14 protein-coding genes and 1 tRNA gene are annotated in these 15,367 nt (G+C 61.1%); 13 read left to right on the forward strand and 2 right to left on the reverse strand.

Annotation, left to right across the window (positions count from 1 at the left end; genetic code table 11):
* Window positions 1–26: 26 nt before the first annotated feature.
* From IAG41_RS05410 to IAG41_RS05420, 3 genes are all read left to right on the forward strand, one after another.
* Window positions 27–101: transfer RNA gene (locus IAG41_RS05410), tRNA-Glu, on the forward strand.
* 163 nt (window positions 102–264) lie between these two features.
* On the forward strand, window positions 265–1,485 hold the full coding sequence (locus IAG41_RS05415; protein ID WP_187727501.1) for a tyrosine-type recombinase/integrase: 1,221 nt from the start codon (window positions 265–267) through the stop codon (window positions 1,483–1,485).
* 132 nt (window positions 1,486–1,617) lie between these two features.
* A complete protein-coding gene (locus IAG41_RS05420) occupies window positions 1,618–2,199 on the forward strand; it encodes a hypothetical protein (RefSeq protein WP_187727502.1) in 582 nt (193 codons plus the stop codon).
* Window positions 2,200–2,312: 113 nt separating this feature from the next.
* Here the strand turns inward: IAG41_RS05420 and IAG41_RS05425 are convergent, their stop codons facing one another.
* Complete coding sequence (locus tag IAG41_RS05425; protein ID WP_187727503.1) at window positions 2,313–3,503, reverse strand: abortive infection family protein; 1,191 nt, start codon at window positions 3,501–3,503, stop codon at window positions 2,313–2,315.
* Window positions 3,504–3,717: 214 nt separating this feature from the next.
* Between IAG41_RS05425 and IAG41_RS05430 the strand changes: the two genes are divergently transcribed.
* The 5 genes from IAG41_RS05430 to IAG41_RS05450 all read left to right on the forward strand — a co-directional run bounded on the left by IAG41_RS05430 (window position 3,718) and on the right by IAG41_RS05450 (window position 9,809).
* Entirely contained in the window at window positions 3,718–4,383 is a 666-nt protein-coding gene (locus IAG41_RS05430) for a hypothetical protein (RefSeq protein ID WP_187727504.1), read from the forward strand.
* Between the two features lie 191 nt (window positions 4,384–4,574).
* Window positions 4,575–6,395 (forward strand): SIR2 family protein, encoded by a 1,821-nt coding sequence (locus tag IAG41_RS05435; protein WP_222950471.1) that lies wholly within the window; start codon window positions 4,575–4,577, stop codon window positions 6,393–6,395.
* Window positions 6,395–7,843 (forward strand): argonaute/piwi family protein, encoded by a 1,449-nt coding sequence (locus IAG41_RS05440; RefSeq protein WP_187727505.1) that lies wholly within the window; start codon window positions 6,395–6,397, stop codon window positions 7,841–7,843. The genes IAG41_RS05435 and IAG41_RS05440 overlap by 1 nt, the downstream gene beginning before the upstream one ends.
* Before the next feature lie 260 nt (window positions 7,844–8,103).
* Window positions 8,104–9,360, forward strand: coding sequence for a retron Ec67 family RNA-directed DNA polymerase/endonuclease (locus IAG41_RS05445; protein ID WP_187727506.1), 1,257 nt, complete (start codon window positions 8,104–8,106; stop codon window positions 9,358–9,360).
* Window positions 9,361–9,419: 59 nt separating this feature from the next.
* Window positions 9,420–9,809: a hypothetical protein gene (locus IAG41_RS05450; protein ID WP_187727507.1), complete on the forward strand. Its 390-nt coding sequence runs from the start codon at window positions 9,420–9,422 to the stop codon at window positions 9,807–9,809.
* Window positions 9,810–9,924: 115 nt separating this feature from the next.
* On the opposite strand, the gene traA is transcribed toward IAG41_RS05450, so the two are convergent.
* Window positions 9,925–12,822: a Ti-type conjugative transfer relaxase TraA gene (traA, locus tag IAG41_RS05455; protein ID WP_187727508.1), complete on the reverse strand. Its 2,898-nt coding sequence runs from the start codon at window positions 12,820–12,822 to the stop codon at window positions 9,925–9,927.
* A 201-nt stretch (window positions 12,823–13,023) separates the two neighbouring features.
* On the opposite strand from traA, the gene IAG41_RS05460 reads away from it, so the two are divergent.
* From IAG41_RS05460 to IAG41_RS05480, 5 genes are all read left to right on the forward strand, one after another.
* Window positions 13,024–13,320 carry a conjugal transfer protein TraD gene (locus IAG41_RS05460; protein ID WP_410468064.1) on the forward strand — a complete coding sequence of 99 codons (297 nt, stop codon included), beginning with the start codon at window positions 13,024–13,026 and terminating at the stop codon, window positions 13,318–13,320.
* Between the two features lie 16 nt (window positions 13,321–13,336).
* A complete protein-coding gene (locus tag IAG41_RS05465; RefSeq protein WP_316251085.1) occupies window positions 13,337–13,543 on the forward strand; it encodes a conjugal transfer protein TraD in 207 nt (68 codons plus the stop codon).
* 277 nt (window positions 13,544–13,820) lie between these two features.
* Window positions 13,821–14,273 (forward strand): hypothetical protein, encoded by a 453-nt coding sequence (locus tag IAG41_RS05470; protein ID WP_187727511.1) that lies wholly within the window; start codon window positions 13,821–13,823, stop codon window positions 14,271–14,273.
* A gap of 92 nt (window positions 14,274–14,365) precedes the next feature.
* Window positions 14,366–14,851, forward strand: coding sequence for a hypothetical protein (locus IAG41_RS05475; RefSeq protein WP_187727512.1), 486 nt, complete (start codon window positions 14,366–14,368; stop codon window positions 14,849–14,851).
* 127 nt (window positions 14,852–14,978) lie between these two features.
* Window positions 14,979–15,344 (forward strand): hypothetical protein, encoded by a 366-nt coding sequence (locus tag IAG41_RS05480; protein WP_187727513.1) that lies wholly within the window; start codon window positions 14,979–14,981, stop codon window positions 15,342–15,344.
* Window positions 15,345–15,367 lie beyond the last annotated feature (23 nt).

Here is a 15,367-nt window from a genome sequence, read left to right on the forward strand (position 1 = left end):
TTAAGTGCCCGCCTTCCACCGCGCTTGGCCCCTTCGTCTAGCGGTTAGGACGTCGCCCTCTCACGGCGAAAACACGAGTTCGATTCTCGTAGGGGTCACCAAAATGCCTTCCCAAGGCATCCCAGAATGTGCCGTAAATGGCTGTTTTCTGCGGATTTTTGTGGTACAAGCTTCCCAATCGGATCGGCAGAATACCACTCCATACCAGCAATCTGATGGTATTTCTGATGGCAGCTCGCTGATCGCTCGGATGGAGGTACCATCATGGCGTTGTCGGCTGTGGCGATCAAAGCCGCAGAGAATCGGGACACGGCATACAAGCTGAGCGACCGAGACGGGCTATACCTGCTCGTGACGCCGACCGGCGGTCGCTACTGGCGCATGAATTACCGCTATCTCGGCAAGCAGAAGACGCTGGCGTTCGGCGTCTGGCCGGACACCGGCCTCGCCGACGCGCGAGCCGAGTGCGACGCAGCGCGCAAAGTGCTCGCTCGCGGCGAAGACCCGGCTGAACGCATGAAGCTCGACCGGATCGCTGCCACGGTCGCGGCCTCGAACAGTTTCAAGGCCGTGGCCGACGAATGGCTGCTAAAGGTCGAGAAGGAAGGCCGCTCGGCAGTCACGATGAAAAAGCTGCGCTGGCTGCTCACCTTCATCAATGCCTCAATCGGCAAGCGCCCCGTCGCCTCGATCTCGGCACAAGAGCTGCTGCTGATGTTGCGCAAGATGGAGGGCAAAGGCCGCTACGAGACCGCAAAGCGGCTCCGCAGCACCAGTTCGCAGATCTTCCGGTACGCCATCGCCACGGCGCGTGCTGATCGTGATGTCGCATCCGACCTGCGCGGCGCCCTGATCGTTCCCAAGCCCGTCCACCGCGCGGCCGTTACGACCGCTACGGAGGCCGGCGAGCTGCTTCGCACTATCGAAGCGTTCGAGGGGAGTTCAGAGGTACACGCTGCCCTGAGGCTGCTTCCGCACGTATTTGTTCGCCCTGGAGAACTTCGCTTCGCTGAATGGGCCGATTTCGATCTCGAGAAGGCTGTCTGGACGATACCGCCTCACAAGACGAAAATGCGGCGCGCTCACAGCGTGCCGCTTTCGACCCAGGCTCTCGCGATCGTCCGCTCCATCGAGCACGATGCAGAGTACAGCCAATACTTGTTCCCGTCACGGACCTCGGTTGACCGACCGATGTCGGAGAACACCATCAACGCGGCGCTACGCCGCCTCGGCTACTCGCAGGACAAGATGACCGGCCATGGCTTCCGCGCAATGGCTGCAACCCTGCTTAACGAGATGGGCTTGTGGCACGCTGACGCGATCGAGCGCCAATTGGCGCACTGCGACGCTAATGCCGTCCGGCGCGCCTATACCCGCGGCGAATATTGGGATGAGCGGGTTCGCATGATGCAACACTGGTCGGATCATCTCGACTTCCTGCGAGATGGGGCAAAGGTGCTCACAGGCAACTTCGCTCAAGTCTAACGGGCGCGCTCTGGCCCTGACAATGTTAGGAGTGCGAGGCGACAGCACAGTTATCCATAAAGCAATTTGAATGCGCTGACTTGTTGTCAGACCGATGCAATCTGATACTTTGTTGGTCTGGGGGCGAGCACCATGAAAGAGAAAGTGGCTGTCACAGGCATGGGCGTGTTGGATTTCATCGCCTCGCTGGTTGACTCACTCGCGTGGCCTCTTGCTGCAGTCATAATTGCGCTGGTCTTTCACAAGCAGATCGGTTCGCTTGTTGCGAAAGTCAAAACCTTAAAGTGGGGCGAGGCCGCAGTCGATTTCACCGAGAAGTTGGACAAGGTCGAAACCGAGGCCGAGGCGCTCGCCCATGCGACGGATGGCCAGGACACGCCCGCTGTAGCAGCAGCACCGAGCGGACGATTTCACGAGTTGCTCGCAATTTCGCCGAACGCTGCGATCCTCGATACCTGGTCCGAGGTAGAGAACGAGATCAGGAAGCTAGGAAAGCATCACGGTTTAGTCGATAGCCCCGCGCGTCCAAGTAGGATAGGCGACCAGCTTGTTCAGAGTGGCGTTTTGCCAGTCGGCATCCACAAGATGCTGGCGGAAATGCGCTCCATGCGAAACCAGGCGGCACATGGTGCACAGACTACGCCTGAGGATGCGTTGCGGTTCTATCAGCTGTCGCAACGAACGCTGGCATTCATCGAAGGATCGAATTTCTAAATTCGATAGCCGGTGCCCTAGCCGCCGCTCGTAACTTGCGATTTGACCCGGGTATCCCATGAGGCGTTGAGGCTACTGTACAGGTGTCCGCCCGAGGCCTTCACGTTGTGCGGCTATCCAGCCGAAGCCGACCCCGCGCCGGACGCGGTCGACCGCGCGTCCCAGGTTGCGACTAGGAAGGTCGCCATCGAGCCAGAGAGGTTGACCGCCAACTCGGCATGACGCGCGGCGGGCTTGGCGCGCTTGCGACCGCCACCATGCGCGTCGCCGAGCTTGTTGCGCAGCGCGCCTAGCGATTCCACCACCGACTGGCAGCTGCCGAGGATCTGCTTGAACACCTGCTCACTATGATCGTCTGGGGCGAGCTTAAGCGCCTTGGCGAGCTTGCGGTAAAGTGCGGGAAGGTCGTCCTGATCCGACGCCGACTCGCCGAGTTCGTCGAGCAGCCAGCGGCAGACATCCTCAAGCAAGGTGCGCGCGAGCGTAATGGCCCCCGCCGGATCGTGCGCGCGTCGATCCAGCGCGGCGCTCCAGCGGCCATGAATTAGGTCGGGATCGAAGCGTTGGAGCGCCGAGGAGATCGCCGCATCGGCGGGCGAGCCAACAGCGTGCGCGGCGATCGTGAAGACAGCGCTGCCCGAAATGCTGCCCGTGCGGGCGAGGCGGTAGCCGTCATGCTGGAGATGCGCATTGATCCGCTCGACCCGGGCCTTCTGTATACCGTCGTCGATCGCGGTCGGATGAACGCTGGCCTCGAGGAAGCGAAACAGCAGAGCGCGCGACGCCGTCATCAGCCCAAGCCGCTCGAGCAGCTCGCGATTGGTCCAGTCGTCGTTGCGACGCATGTGCTGGAAGATGTCGTCCTTCAGCGAGCGAAAGCCAATGTCGTCGAAGCTGACATTATTCTGGTTGCCGGGCATCGCGGCGATCGGCCAGATCGTCTCGAGAAACTCGATCTCGTCATATTCGGTGCAAAGCGACTCGCTGTCGAACTCTGCGAGCAGCCGTCGGCGCGTTAGCTCTGTGATCGCGGGCGTGCCCGCCTCGGACGCCTTCGCGACCAGCTCGGCCAGGCCAAAGTCGTTCTCCTCCTCAAGCAATAGCTTCGCAATCGCGACGAGGCGGTCGCCCGCTACCGACGCCATCCGTGCGCTGGCGTAGCGGAACTTGCTGCGCATCGCCTCCGATTCGTCGCCCGGCTCCAGCCCGAGGCGCGCGCAGAGCGCGGGGACGTTGTACGCTTTCTCGCGCGCAATCACGTCGGCAAGACTGTTTCGAAGCTCGTTGAGCAGACCTCGGTTCATGATGAAACACTAGGGGTGGCACGCGCGGCCGCCAACCGCTTCCCACGAAAAAGAACAAAAACAGAAAAACCCGGCCCTTTCTGCTCATCGGCCGTGCCCGGACCGACTACTTCGCATGCCCCTCACGCGCGAGTTTCGTATACCACGCACGATATTGCAGTCTCATGCGTGAAACGTTAACCGTGTGCTACGATTTGACTTGTGAGGGGTTCAGGTGGCATTTCGAGCGGATGAAGCGGCCGAGGTCGGCCTGGAGCGAGTCAAACGGTATCTCGTACCGCGCGGCCTGACGGCAGACCAAAGGCAACAGGCAGAGCATGCTTTGGCGGAAATCGTCGCCACATGTGGGCCGGCGGTGGGAGGCTACCCAAGTTGGCATCCCCTCGTCGCAAAATCCCTAAAAGCGAGCGATCAGGTCACTACCCCCAGCGAACGCTGCGGATACCGCGGCCTCGATCACACGGTTTATTTCGCTCATGGCTTCGTCACCTGTCCGTACGGGGACGGTGAAGAAGTGATGCGCTCGGCGAACGACATTATCGGGCCCAAGGACATTTACGTGACCGCCGAGGCGATTGACGCACCCTTCTATTCGACCGGAACGACGCCGATCCTCGTAAAGTGCGAGTGGATGGCCGACCTCGAGGAGGGTTTCACCATACCGAAATCTCTCGCCGTGCCGCTTATGTTGGAGAAGGAAGTGCCGGCTTGGCGGTGGTCTGAGGTTGGGGAAACGTGGGAGAATATGCGCTCGTACCTTTTGGGTTCGCCTCATGGCTCGCGATCGTCGCTGTTCGTCACCCAAGACACCGCGTTGGCCATGAAGAAGATCTACGAGGCGATGGTCAATTCGGGCATGTATGGGCCGATTTACCGCTGATCTCGCCTGCCATACTAATCATGGATTTTAAGGCCGCAGAGGAGCGCAATTCGCTCGATATACTTTGATTGAATCTGGAAGTCCTGGAGTATCCTGTAATCCGAGCATCGTCGAAGGAGAGCCCCATCAGTTCCGTCCGAACCATGTCCGCCGCTCAGTTTGCGACAGCCTTCGCCCTACGACCAAATCTGGTGGCATGGTTTCTCGGCGCCGGCGCGTCGGCCGCATCCGGGATTCCCACCGGCTATGCTATGATCCGCGACTTCAAGGCCCAAATCTTCTGCCGTGAGACGAACCTTTCCAAGCGGGAAATCGATACCGCGGACTCCATCTGGATCGAGCGGATCGATGATTTCTTTCGCCGAACCTCGCTGCTTCCGCCGGACGGAGATCCCACGGAATATGCCGCCGCCTTTGAGGCGGTCTATCCCGAGCCCCGCCACCGTCGACAATATATCGCGGATGCGATCGCAAAGGGCACGCCATGCTTCGGGCACAAGGTGCTTGCGAGCCTGATGGCTGCGGGCAATGTCGACTGCGTTTTCACGACCAATTTCGACCCGCTTGCAGAAGATGCCGCGCTTGCCGCGAACGCAATCCTGCCCGCCGCCGATCAGAAACGGCCCACGGTGGCGGCGATCGATTCCGCCGATCGCGCCATGCGTTGCCTCGATGAATCCGACTGGCCGTTAATTGCAAAGCTCCATGGGGATTATCAGTCGATCGCGATTAAGAATACCGGATCGGAGCTGGAGCAGCAGGATGCCCGTATGCGGCACGTGCTGGTCGAGGCCGGCAAGCGGTTCGGAATGCTGGTCGTAGGTTATAGCGGGCGCGATGCCTCGATCCTAGAGGCGCTGAATGACGTCCTAGCTGCGCCATCTCCGTTCCCGAACGGACTCTACTGGGTTGCCGCATCAGCGAGCCGCCTGCTTCCCGCCGTCGCCGAATTCCTGGATCGCGCGAAGGCGGCTGGAGTCGATGTTTCGGTTGTCGAATGCACGACGTTCGACGAGCTGGTCGCCGAGATTATAAAGACAACGGATCTGCCGCGGGCGCTCTACGAAAACGTGATGGCTGGGCGACCTACGCCACGCCTCGTACCCGTTCAAATTCTGAATGCCAAAGCCCGGGCATTTCCGGTGCTGCGCTATTCGGCGATACTGCTCCAATCGATGCCGACAGCGGCGAGGCGCATCAGGCTGAACCAATCGACCACGTCGGCAGAAGTGCGCGAGATCTTCAAGGCGAAGGGCTATCGAGCGACGGCAGCCGCGCTGGGGCGGGAGCTGGCGGTGTTCGGGCGGGACCAAGAAATCCTGGACGCCTTGGCTCCGCTCGGCCCATCGCTCGCTGGAACGATCGATCTCGACCCGGCCGCCGACAGCTGGGCCATGGGCTTGCTCTATGATACGCTCGTGCGGTCTCTGGCCCGACAGCGCCCGCTCATTCCGCGCTACAGGCGTTCAGGTCATTCGCTCGTCGTCGCCGCACCGCGCGAAGGCGATGATCCTGAGCGAACGCGGCGCCAGCAACAGACCCTCTCTCGGATGCGTGAAGCTTATGGGACCAATCTCTTCGGCGCGGTGCCCAACCTTGGCTTCCCCTTTCAGGAGGGTGTCCACATCAAGCTCGAACAGGTCGACGGGAGATGGTGGTGCGGCTTCGAGCCCTACACCTTCGTCCAGCTACCGCGACACGAGCCCCCCCGACCACAAGGCGCCGAGGATTTGGTCGCCGACCAGGCCCCAGCTGAAATGGGTATGCAGGCCGAGCGCCGAGGTGATCCCGCCGGTGATTGGCGGCGCGAACGCTGGGCTCCGCGTTATAACAAAAATTGGGCGAGCATTATTGGAGCCTGGGCCCAGCTTCTAACCGAAGCTGGAGGCTCCACTCGGAGCGCCTTCGGTCTTGAGGAGGGCGCCGGTCTCGATGCCGTGTTCAAGGTGTCGCCCGTCACAGGGTATAGCCGCCCGTCGCATCACCATGCCTACTTCGACAGGAGCAAATGATGGCGAACCCAGCCCTTAGCGAGCTGCCGCCATTCACGCTCCTGGACGAGCCGGACCTGTCCTTTTCGCCATCCGACGCGACCCAAGTCGATGTGCACCCGCTACGGGGGCTGGTGAATTACGGTCCATATTCGATGGGCTCCTTCAGCGGCTATACCTCTCGTGTGCGCATCGCAACGGTCGGCCCGGAGAGTGCCTTCCATCGTCGCGGTGACCTGATGAAGCTGTTGCGCAACGTGCATAGGCCTTCCGACCGATCGGAATATGTGCCGGAATATCCTGGTTTCGAGCGCCTGTTCCGCGTGGCACTCGAGGCCGCGCCCGCGAGTGCGCACATCAAGTGGCCGGACCGCCTCGACCAACTACCGGGCGATGGCGACGCGCAGCACCGCCTCTACCTTGCCATGGATGCCGCGCTTCGGCGCCTCGACGCAGTGCGCAATGAATTCGATGTCGTGCTCGTCCATTTTCCCGACAACTGGGACACCGCGACACGCGGAAAATTCTTCGACGCGCATGACGTGCTGAAGGCCCTGGGCGCCAAGTATAACATTCCAACCCAGGTCCTGAACGACCGCGTCTTCACCTTCAGCTACAAGGCGTCGCTTGCGTGGCGTCTCTCGACCGCATTGTATGTGAAGGCTGCAGGCACGCCATGGAAGCTGGCGCCGCTGAAGGGCGTGCCGACCGATACCGCCTATATCGGGTTGGCCTATGCCCTGCGCGGCGATCAGCAAGACGCGCATTATGTAACTTGCTGTTCGCAGGTTTTCGACATGGACGGCGGAGGTATGCAGTTCGTCGCGTTCGAGGCGCGGGACCCGGTGGCCGATGTCGCCGAAGCCCGCAGGAACCCCTTTCTCAGCCGCGACGACATGCGCGCGGTGCTCGCCCGCAGCCTGGAACTCTATCAAGGGCGCAACGGTGGCAACCTGCCGAAGCGCATGGTCATTCACAAGACGACGGCTTTTAAGGAGGGCGAAATAGAGGGCGCATTCGACGCGCTTGCCGGCGTTCCGGAAATAGAGTGCGTCGAGGTGAGTTCGGCGTCGTGCTGGCGGGGGGTCTGGCTCATAAAGTCAGGCGTGGAAAAACCGCCGTCGCGGCCGTCGGGCTTCCCCGTCCCGCGCGGCACGATGGTTGTCCGCACAGGCAATTCTGCCCTGGTGTGGGTGGCGGGCAATGCTCCCGAGGTCTCGACCAAGGGCGATTACTATCAGGGTAAAAAGAGCATCCCGAGGCCGCTGCAGCTGATCCGCCACGCCGGTAGCGGGCCGCTCGAGCTGACAGCCCATGAGGCGTTGGCGCTCACTAAAATGGATTGGAACAACGACGCGCTTTACGACCCCGTGCCGGTCAGCATCCGCTATTCGCAAAAACTAGCTCGCACGATTGCGAACGTCCCGGATCTGCCTCGAAACGTCTATCCGTATCGCCTCTTCATGTAGCTGCTCCAGCGCACTCACTTGGCTGCTAGGCTGTGGATCGGCGTCGCCGCTACCGCCGGCCGGATCGGAATTTCCGGTTGCCATCCGCCGCATCGAGATTAAGTCTCCGATTAGGCTCGCGGACAGATTTTTTGTCGCGCTTCGCGACACGTGAAAAGAATGTGCGGGAGAATTGCTCCTGCGGTCCATTCGGGCAATCCCTATGGGTCTTTCGACTGCGAAGGAGTGTCCGCGAGCCAACGGACCTACGGGCGGGGATTGTGAAACGGATCGACGAACTCAAGCTGGCGACGTCGCTTTCCGATGTCGCGCTGCTGCTGGGATTTCAACCGAAACCCTTCGCATGGGTAATCTATAAGCAACCAGCCAAATACAGCGTTTTCGAGATTCCGAAATCGCGTGGCGGGATGCGGGTTATCAAGGCGCCCGAACCGAAACTGAAAGCCGTGCAAGCCCGACTTGCCGAGTTGCTTCAGGACTGCATCGCCGACATCAACGAAGCGCGATCTCAGACCGAGAAGCTTTCTCACGGCTTTCGCCGGGGGCATTCGATTATCACCAATGCCTATCAGCATCGCAGCCGCCGCTTCGTCTTCAACGTCGATCTCGCCGATTTCTTCGGGACCATCAACTTCGGTCGCGTGCGCGGCTTCTTAATGACGAACAAGCACTTCGCACTGCATGAACGGGCCGCTACCGTGCTCGCGCATATCGTGTGCGACGACAACAGCTTGCCACAAGGCGCACCAACCTCACCCGTCGTGTCCAACCTTATCGCCCATATCCTCGACGTGCGCCTTGCCAAGCTTTCGCGCCGATTTGGGCTCTACTACACGCGCTACGCTGATGACCTGACGTTCTCGACCAACAGCCGCACATTCGCGCCTGAGATAGCGATCAATGATGGCGCGGGCGGTTGGGCTGCGGGGCCCGCATTGATTAAAGCGATCCAGCGTTCCGGGTTCGCACTCAACCCAAAAAAGACTAGGATGCAACTGCGCCAGTCCCGTCAGGATGTGACCGGTCTGGTGGTGAACGAGAAGGTCAACATCCGCTCCGAATATTATCGCGACGCGCGAGCCAAGTGCGATCGCCTCTTCAAGACAGGGAAATACCAGACGAAGCACCTCCTGCGGAAAGAGGACGGCACGTTCGCCATCGAGGAGTTGGATGGTACCCTTGACCAGCTCGAAGGTACGCTCAGTTTCATCGATAGCGTTAAGCGCCACAAGCAGACGATTGGTCGCGATCACAAGCGTTCTGGTGCCGAACGGCTGTACAGAAGCTTCCTTCTGTACCACCATTTCTATGCGTCGCAGATGCCGGTCATTCTTTGCGAAGGGAAGACGGACAATATCTACGTCCGATGTGCGGTTCAGGCCTTCGTCGCCGACTATGCAAAGTGGCCGTGGAGAAGGAAAATGGGGTTGAACTCAAGGTACGGCTGTTCAACTATTCAGACCACACAAAGCGCCTGCTCGGTATCGCTGGCGGATCAGGTCACTTTAATGGCCTGATCAACGATTACCGCAAGAATCTGAAGTCGTTTTCCGCTCCCCACGCCGAACGTTTCCCCGTGATCCTTCTGATTGATAACGATAGCGGCGCGAAGGGCATCTACGAATGTGTGAAGTCAACCACCAAGAAGGCCTGCGATGGTAAGCAACCTTTCTACTACCTAGGTGAGAACCTCTATCTCGTGCCAACGCCATTGGGCGCTGCGGATGCGCCAACGATGATCGAGGATTTTCTTCCTTCGAAATGGCGGGACGAGCAACTCGGCGGTAAGTCTCTGAACTTTGGAAAAAACATCGACATCACAAAAGAATACGGAAAGGCGCTCTTCGCTGAGCATGTGATCAAAAAGAACCGCAAAGACGTGGACTTCACCGCGATGCGTTCAATTCTCGACAGAATTGTCGGCGTGATCGATGACTACGCAGCGATGATGGCGGCAGATCTATAGGCGGACACTTTGTCATGGGCAAAACGCTCGGCTTAATTGAGCGAACGGCAGCAATTAGGATTACCTGCGGCTGACGGAGCGCGGGAACTGGTGCGCGAAGCGGACCGCAACAGCGTCAACGGCCAAGTCCCCGGCCACGTCCGAAATCGATGCCATGATTGAAGGCAAGCTCAGCCCCCAACCTACGCCCGGTATCGATCGAAATGCCCAGCTCGACCTTCCGCGCGGCGAGTAGGGATTCCAGCTGCGGATCCCGTTCCAGGCTCTTTGCCAGCCCCGCCATCTCGTTCTGGGCTGATTTCCGGCCCGCGATGTCGCCGGTCACATAGGCACGATCCGCCATGCTGCTGAGCTTGTGCCAGCGCTCCACGAAGCGATCAGCGCGACGCGCTGGATCGGTGCGAATCTCAGCTTCAAGCTGCATCGCCCGCATCGCGCGAGTGAAGTTGCCGCCGGCGGCTTCGCTCGCGAGCGGCGGGTCCTTCTTGTAGGCGGCTTCGAGGTCGTGCGAGGCGTGCTCACGTAGCGCGTTAAGGTCTTTGCGGGCCTCGCGGATTTCCTGCGCCTGACCAGGATCGGCAGCGTCCCCCTTGTAGAAGCTATCGAAGATGCTGACCACCGCGCGGGCGTGCCGCTGGACGATATTCCTGCGCGCCTGGCGTGCTTCGTCCTCGGGTGATCTCGCCGGTTCAACCGGGCGCTCGACCGGCAGGCGCAGTCCGTCGAACATGCCGCGCACCTTCTCCGGTACCTGGCGGACCAACTCGGCGACGCGCTCCCGGAAAGTGATGCCGCGGCGCTCGGCAAACTTGCGGTCTGGCTCTCGGGCATAGTCGCTCGCCATGTCCTTAGCGCGGTCGCGCGATAGCGTGCGGACGAGCCTGCCCTGATCCGCGAAGTCGTCCTGCCCGTAATGGAGATCGACGCTGTCGCGATGCCGGGACAGAGCGACATAGGCGGAATGGCTGTCCATGCCCGGCGTCGCCAGCACATGCGTGCGGTCAACCGTCATGCCCTGCGCCTTGTGGATGGTGGCGGCGTAGCCGTGGTCGATCTGCCCGTAATCCTTGATATCGAACGCGACCGACCGGCCATCGTCGAGCTGCACCGCCATGCGCACCGCACTTGTGCTCTCCACGGTCCCGAGCGTTCCGTTCTTCACGCCGAGGCTGCGCTCGTTCTTCAGGAACATGACGCGGTCCCCGGACGCAAAGTCGCGCGCGCCGCGCTCGGTAGCGATGGTGACATCCTCGCCAAGCGCCCCGCCGGGACGCAGCCGATCGCGGGCGGCGCCATTGAGCGCCTGCACCTCGTCGCGCGTGTGCGTGAGGATGATGCGCGAGGCGGCCGAATCGCCAATGCGGCCGCGGTCCCAGCGATCGATCAGCGCATCGCGAGCCTCGTCCCGCGTCGCGGCGGCATGCACGGCATCGTGCTCGTGATAGACTTGGATCGCCTCACCGGTCCGGCCGGTCGCGAGTTGGCGCGTGGCATCGCGCTGCCAGTCTTCATGCTGGCGGCGAACCTCGGTAATCTCGACGCTGCCATGCCGTTCGGCAACCGAGCGGAACGCGGCGCCCGCCTCGATCGCCTGGAGCTGCTCGGGATCGCCCACTATCACGAGCTTCGCGCCGCGCTTCTCGGCCTCTGAGATGACCCGTTCCATCTGGCGCGAGCCGATCATCCCGGCCTCGTCGATCACCAGCACACGGTTCGATGTGAGCAGGTCGCGACCCTGTTCCCATTGATGCTCGATCGACGCGATGGTGCGCGATGCGATCCCCGATCCGCTTTCGAGATTCTCGGCGGCGATGCCGGACAAGGCGAGCCCCTGAACCTCGTAGCCGGCCCGACTCCACGCATCGCGCGCAACGCTCAGCATGGCTGATTTGCCGGTGCCGGCGTAGCCCGTGACTATCGCGAGATCGCGTGGTCCGGTTATGTGGTCGAGAGCGGCCTTCTGCTCCCCCCCGAGAATAAGGCCGTTACTCCCGGCGGCATCGATGGCTCTGTCTATCGCTGCTGCTGGGAGACTATGATCCGAGCGATCCGCGAGCCGGAGAGCAGCGCGCTCAAGCCGCTGCTCGGTTTCGATCATCTCGCGGCTGGTGAAGCGGTCTTCGCCGCGCCCGCCCTTGCCCAGCGCCACTAGGTCCGGCGATGCGCGGACCGCGCCCATCGCCTGATCAAACTGCTCCTTGCCTTCGCTGTGCCGGTGGACGAACCGCGCAAGATCTCGCGTGGTGAATGTCGCCTGCTGCTGGGTGATCGCGTCGAGCGCAATGCGCGGCTCGGCGATGATCTTCTCGCCATTGGCGCGAGCGATTTCGAAATGCTCAATGAGCCGCTCGGACTCCAGCCCCTGGGCAGCCATGCGCAACGCCGCCGGGCCGATCTTGTGCTGCGGCTCCAGGTCAATGCCCTGTGCCTCAAGCGAGCGGTGATCGATCCGCGCATCGATGTCGAGTTCGGCAAGCCGCTGATTGGCGTGTTCCGCCCAGCGCTCGCGCCATTTCTCCAGCAAATCTGTGCGGTTCCAGTCGCGGACCTTCCCGCCGAACCCGTCCTCGCCAACCTCCCGCATCGTCAGCATTACATGCGCGTGCGGCTTGGGCTGACCGTCGGCGCCGATATCCCAATGCACATTGAGATCGACGATCATGCCGCGATCGACGAACTCGTCGCGGACAAAGTCGCGGGCCAGCTCGACGCCCTGCTCCTCGGTCATCTCGCGCGGAATCGCGAACTCGATCTCGCGTGCCAGCTGCGCGTCCTTGCGCAGCTCGGCTACCTCCACCTCGTTCCAGAGCCGCTCGCGGTCGGAGAGATGCTCGGGCGCGCCGTCGGGCAGCATCACTTCGGAATGAACGACGCCCGCCTTGTTCGAGAAGTCGTGGTGCCGGTCGAGCCGCTGATCGTGCAGCCGCGACGCCGAGCGATACGCTGCCGACGCCAGCGCGCTCGAACCGGCTGCGCGCGAGATGACCTTTGCCGAGAAATGGTAGATCGCCATGACGGCAATCCATCTACATCCAAAAGAGCACGTCGGCACGACGTATAAGCGCGCCCTCGAAAGATTTCATCTATCTCGGGACCGGGCAATCCCAAGACATTTCAGGGCATTGAGCCTGATCGATAGACCCGATAACTGACTCCACTTCGATGCTCAATCGAGGGACGAGTGATGCGAAAACCCCGCGACTTTGATTCGGAAATGAAGGCGCTCAACGAGCGGGCGAAACTTCTGAAAGAACGCAAGCTGCACCAGCTTGGCGAACTGGTGATTGCTGCGGGCGCCGATGTGCTCGCGGTCGATGTGCTGGCCGGTGCAATGTTGGCGGCGGCCGAAACCAAAGACGCGGCGACTGTGGAGGTCTGGCGCAAGCGCGGCGCAGCCTTCTTTCAATCAGCAAGCCGGAGCGCCGTGCGCCGCAATCGCGGCGACGTGCGCCGCGCTCCGGCGGGCGATGGCAGCGCGCAACCGCCTTTTGGCGGCACGAGCACGAATTGACACACGGGCATGGCAGGTGAAGCGCCGCGAACGGACTCGATACCTCATCGAACTCGGCGGTCTGGTCGCCAAAGCCGGACTGGTCGAACTCACTGACGATGATCGCGCCGTAATGTTGGGCCTACTGGCTGACGCTGCGGCCAAGCTGCGCAGCGGAGAGCGCACCCAGTATCTAGCGCTGTGGCGGCGGCGCGGCCGGCGCGCGTTCGACGACGAAATCTAGCCGAATATGAGGCGGCAAATTACTCCCCGATAGCGGACGACCAATGGATTAAGTTGCGTAGGACCGCTTTGCTGGGCAGTTATGGATGATGAGCGGAACAGCCTCATATCCAGCGGAGAATCGCGTCCGGGAGGCGCTGGAGGCAGTGTACCGCACATTCGACTTACCGCCTCCCCGAGCGATCGGAGGTTGCCCATGCTGCATATCGACACGCGGCACCGATGTTCTGCTTACCACCCCGTTGCGACAGCTTTCCGGTCAGGCGCTCTGGCGTTACGTGTCTGGCGCCTTCCTGACGATTGGCGACGAGCAGGATTTTCGTTATCTGCTGCCTCGCATTCTCGACATATCGGTGTCTGATCCGGGCAACTCCAACGATCCCGAGATTGTGCTGGGCAAGCTCCCGCTTGCGCACTGGCGATCGTGGGCTCCGACTGAGCAGAGCGTGATTGAAGTGTTCGTTGACGCTTGGTTCGAGTGGGCGCTCGCAAGTGACGTGGCCGAGGTGGAAGAAGGCTGGGTCGGAACGGACGCGGAGAGCGTGCTGTGTGGCGCAGCGCGAGCGAAGATGCCGCTGCATCACTGGCTCCTGCGCTTATTAGAGCCGGACGCTGCGCCAGTCCTGACCGATATGAAACACCGCTTCCCGACTGAGATGTCCGGTTTTTGGGAGTTCGCGCCGGCCGGCTTGGTAGAGCTCTCAACGATTCTGGCACAAGGGCGAGCGTAGATCCGCTTTCCACCCACTCCTCGCCGTTCGCCTGGCCGATAGTGGGCACTGCAAGCGGAGGTTCTGCTTACGACCCGGTAGCGGACATCGTAGTGGGTGGTTATGCTGCGATAGTGGAGAATGAGGCACCAGCAACTTTCGAGGGACCAACGGGTTCGCTGCGCATTGGCGTAGAACGCTACCAATTTCCGGAAATCACAGGCGACGATTGGGATTCCAATTGGCTAATCATCAATGGCGATGCCGTCCTTGATGGCAAGTCGTGGACCTTTCGTGACGCCTGCTTGACCACCTTCGAAATGGAGCGCCTCGCTGATTGGCTCGACCAAGTGTCTTCCGGCAAGGTCGAAAACGCATTTTGCGGCTTTACTGAACCGAACCTCGATTTTGAGCGAGTGTCGGACGTAGCTGTTCGTATCGCATTTTCACTTGAGGCTCTGCCACCGTGGAGCAAGCGCGATAGTGATTTCGGGGAAATTGGATTCAACGTCCCGATCGATAATCGGGTTGGTGCTGCCGCGAACAGCCTACGTGCGCTTCTAACACGCTACCCGGTCCGAGCGCGCGACGGCGGCTGACCACTCACTGACGGACGTTCGCGCGCTGATCCCGCGTCCTAGAAGCGCCGGTCCGCAACTGACCCACTTGCGGACATTTAGAGGGCAATGCACGTTCGCCGAAAGTTGACGAAGGAACACGTAGGGTATGCTTGCGAAGGACGATGACGAGCATCCCGTGCCGCCCGAGCTGCATGCCACATTTCACAAAATCGCCGATGCCTTCGCGGCGGGAGATTACCTCCTGCGTAATCACGCCATTGGTGGCGTGAGCGCAGTCGCTCCTTCAACGGCAGAGTCGATTGCCACTAGCATCTCGGCATACGGCGACTGCTTGGCACCCTTGAACCCGTCCACATGGGATCACGCAGTTTATCGCTGGATGGGTGGCTATTGGCAGTTGTTGATCGACCTGACGACGCAGAGCGAGGAAGTGAGCGACCTGACGCTTCATGCCAAGCTCCACGACGCAGAACCACCGACACTAGAAATCGAGTCTGTTCATGTCCCCTGACAAACTATCGCGCCCGAAGGGCG

Source organism: Sphingomonas sp. JC676 (assembly GCF_014489075.1).
Classification (GTDB): domain Bacteria; phylum Pseudomonadota; class Alphaproteobacteria; order Sphingomonadales; family Sphingomonadaceae; genus Sphingomonas.

Coding starts and splice junctions, on each gene's coding strand:
- IAG41_RS05415 (WP_187727501.1), top strand. CDS start 265: ATGGCGTTGTCGGCTGTGGCGATCAAAGCCGCAGAGAATCGGGACACG.
- IAG41_RS05420 (WP_187727502.1), top strand. CDS start 1,618: ATGAAAGAGAAAGTGGCTGTCACAGGCATGGGCGTGTTGGATTTCATC.
- IAG41_RS05425 (WP_187727503.1), bottom strand. CDS start 3,503: ATGAACCGAGGTCTGCTCAACGAGCTTCGAAACAGTCTTGCCGACGTG.
- IAG41_RS05440 (WP_187727505.1), top strand. CDS start 6,395: ATGGCGAACCCAGCCCTTAGCGAGCTGCCGCCATTCACGCTCCTGGAC.
- traA (WP_187727508.1), bottom strand. CDS start 12,822: ATGGCGATCTACCATTTCTCGGCAAAGGTCATCTCGCGCGCAGCCGGT.
- IAG41_RS05460 (WP_410468064.1), top strand. CDS start 13,024: ATGAAGGCGCTCAACGAGCGGGCGAAACTTCTGAAAGAACGCAAGCTG.
- IAG41_RS05480 (WP_187727513.1), top strand. CDS start 14,979: ATGCTTGCGAAGGACGATGACGAGCATCCCGTGCCGCCCGAGCTGCAT.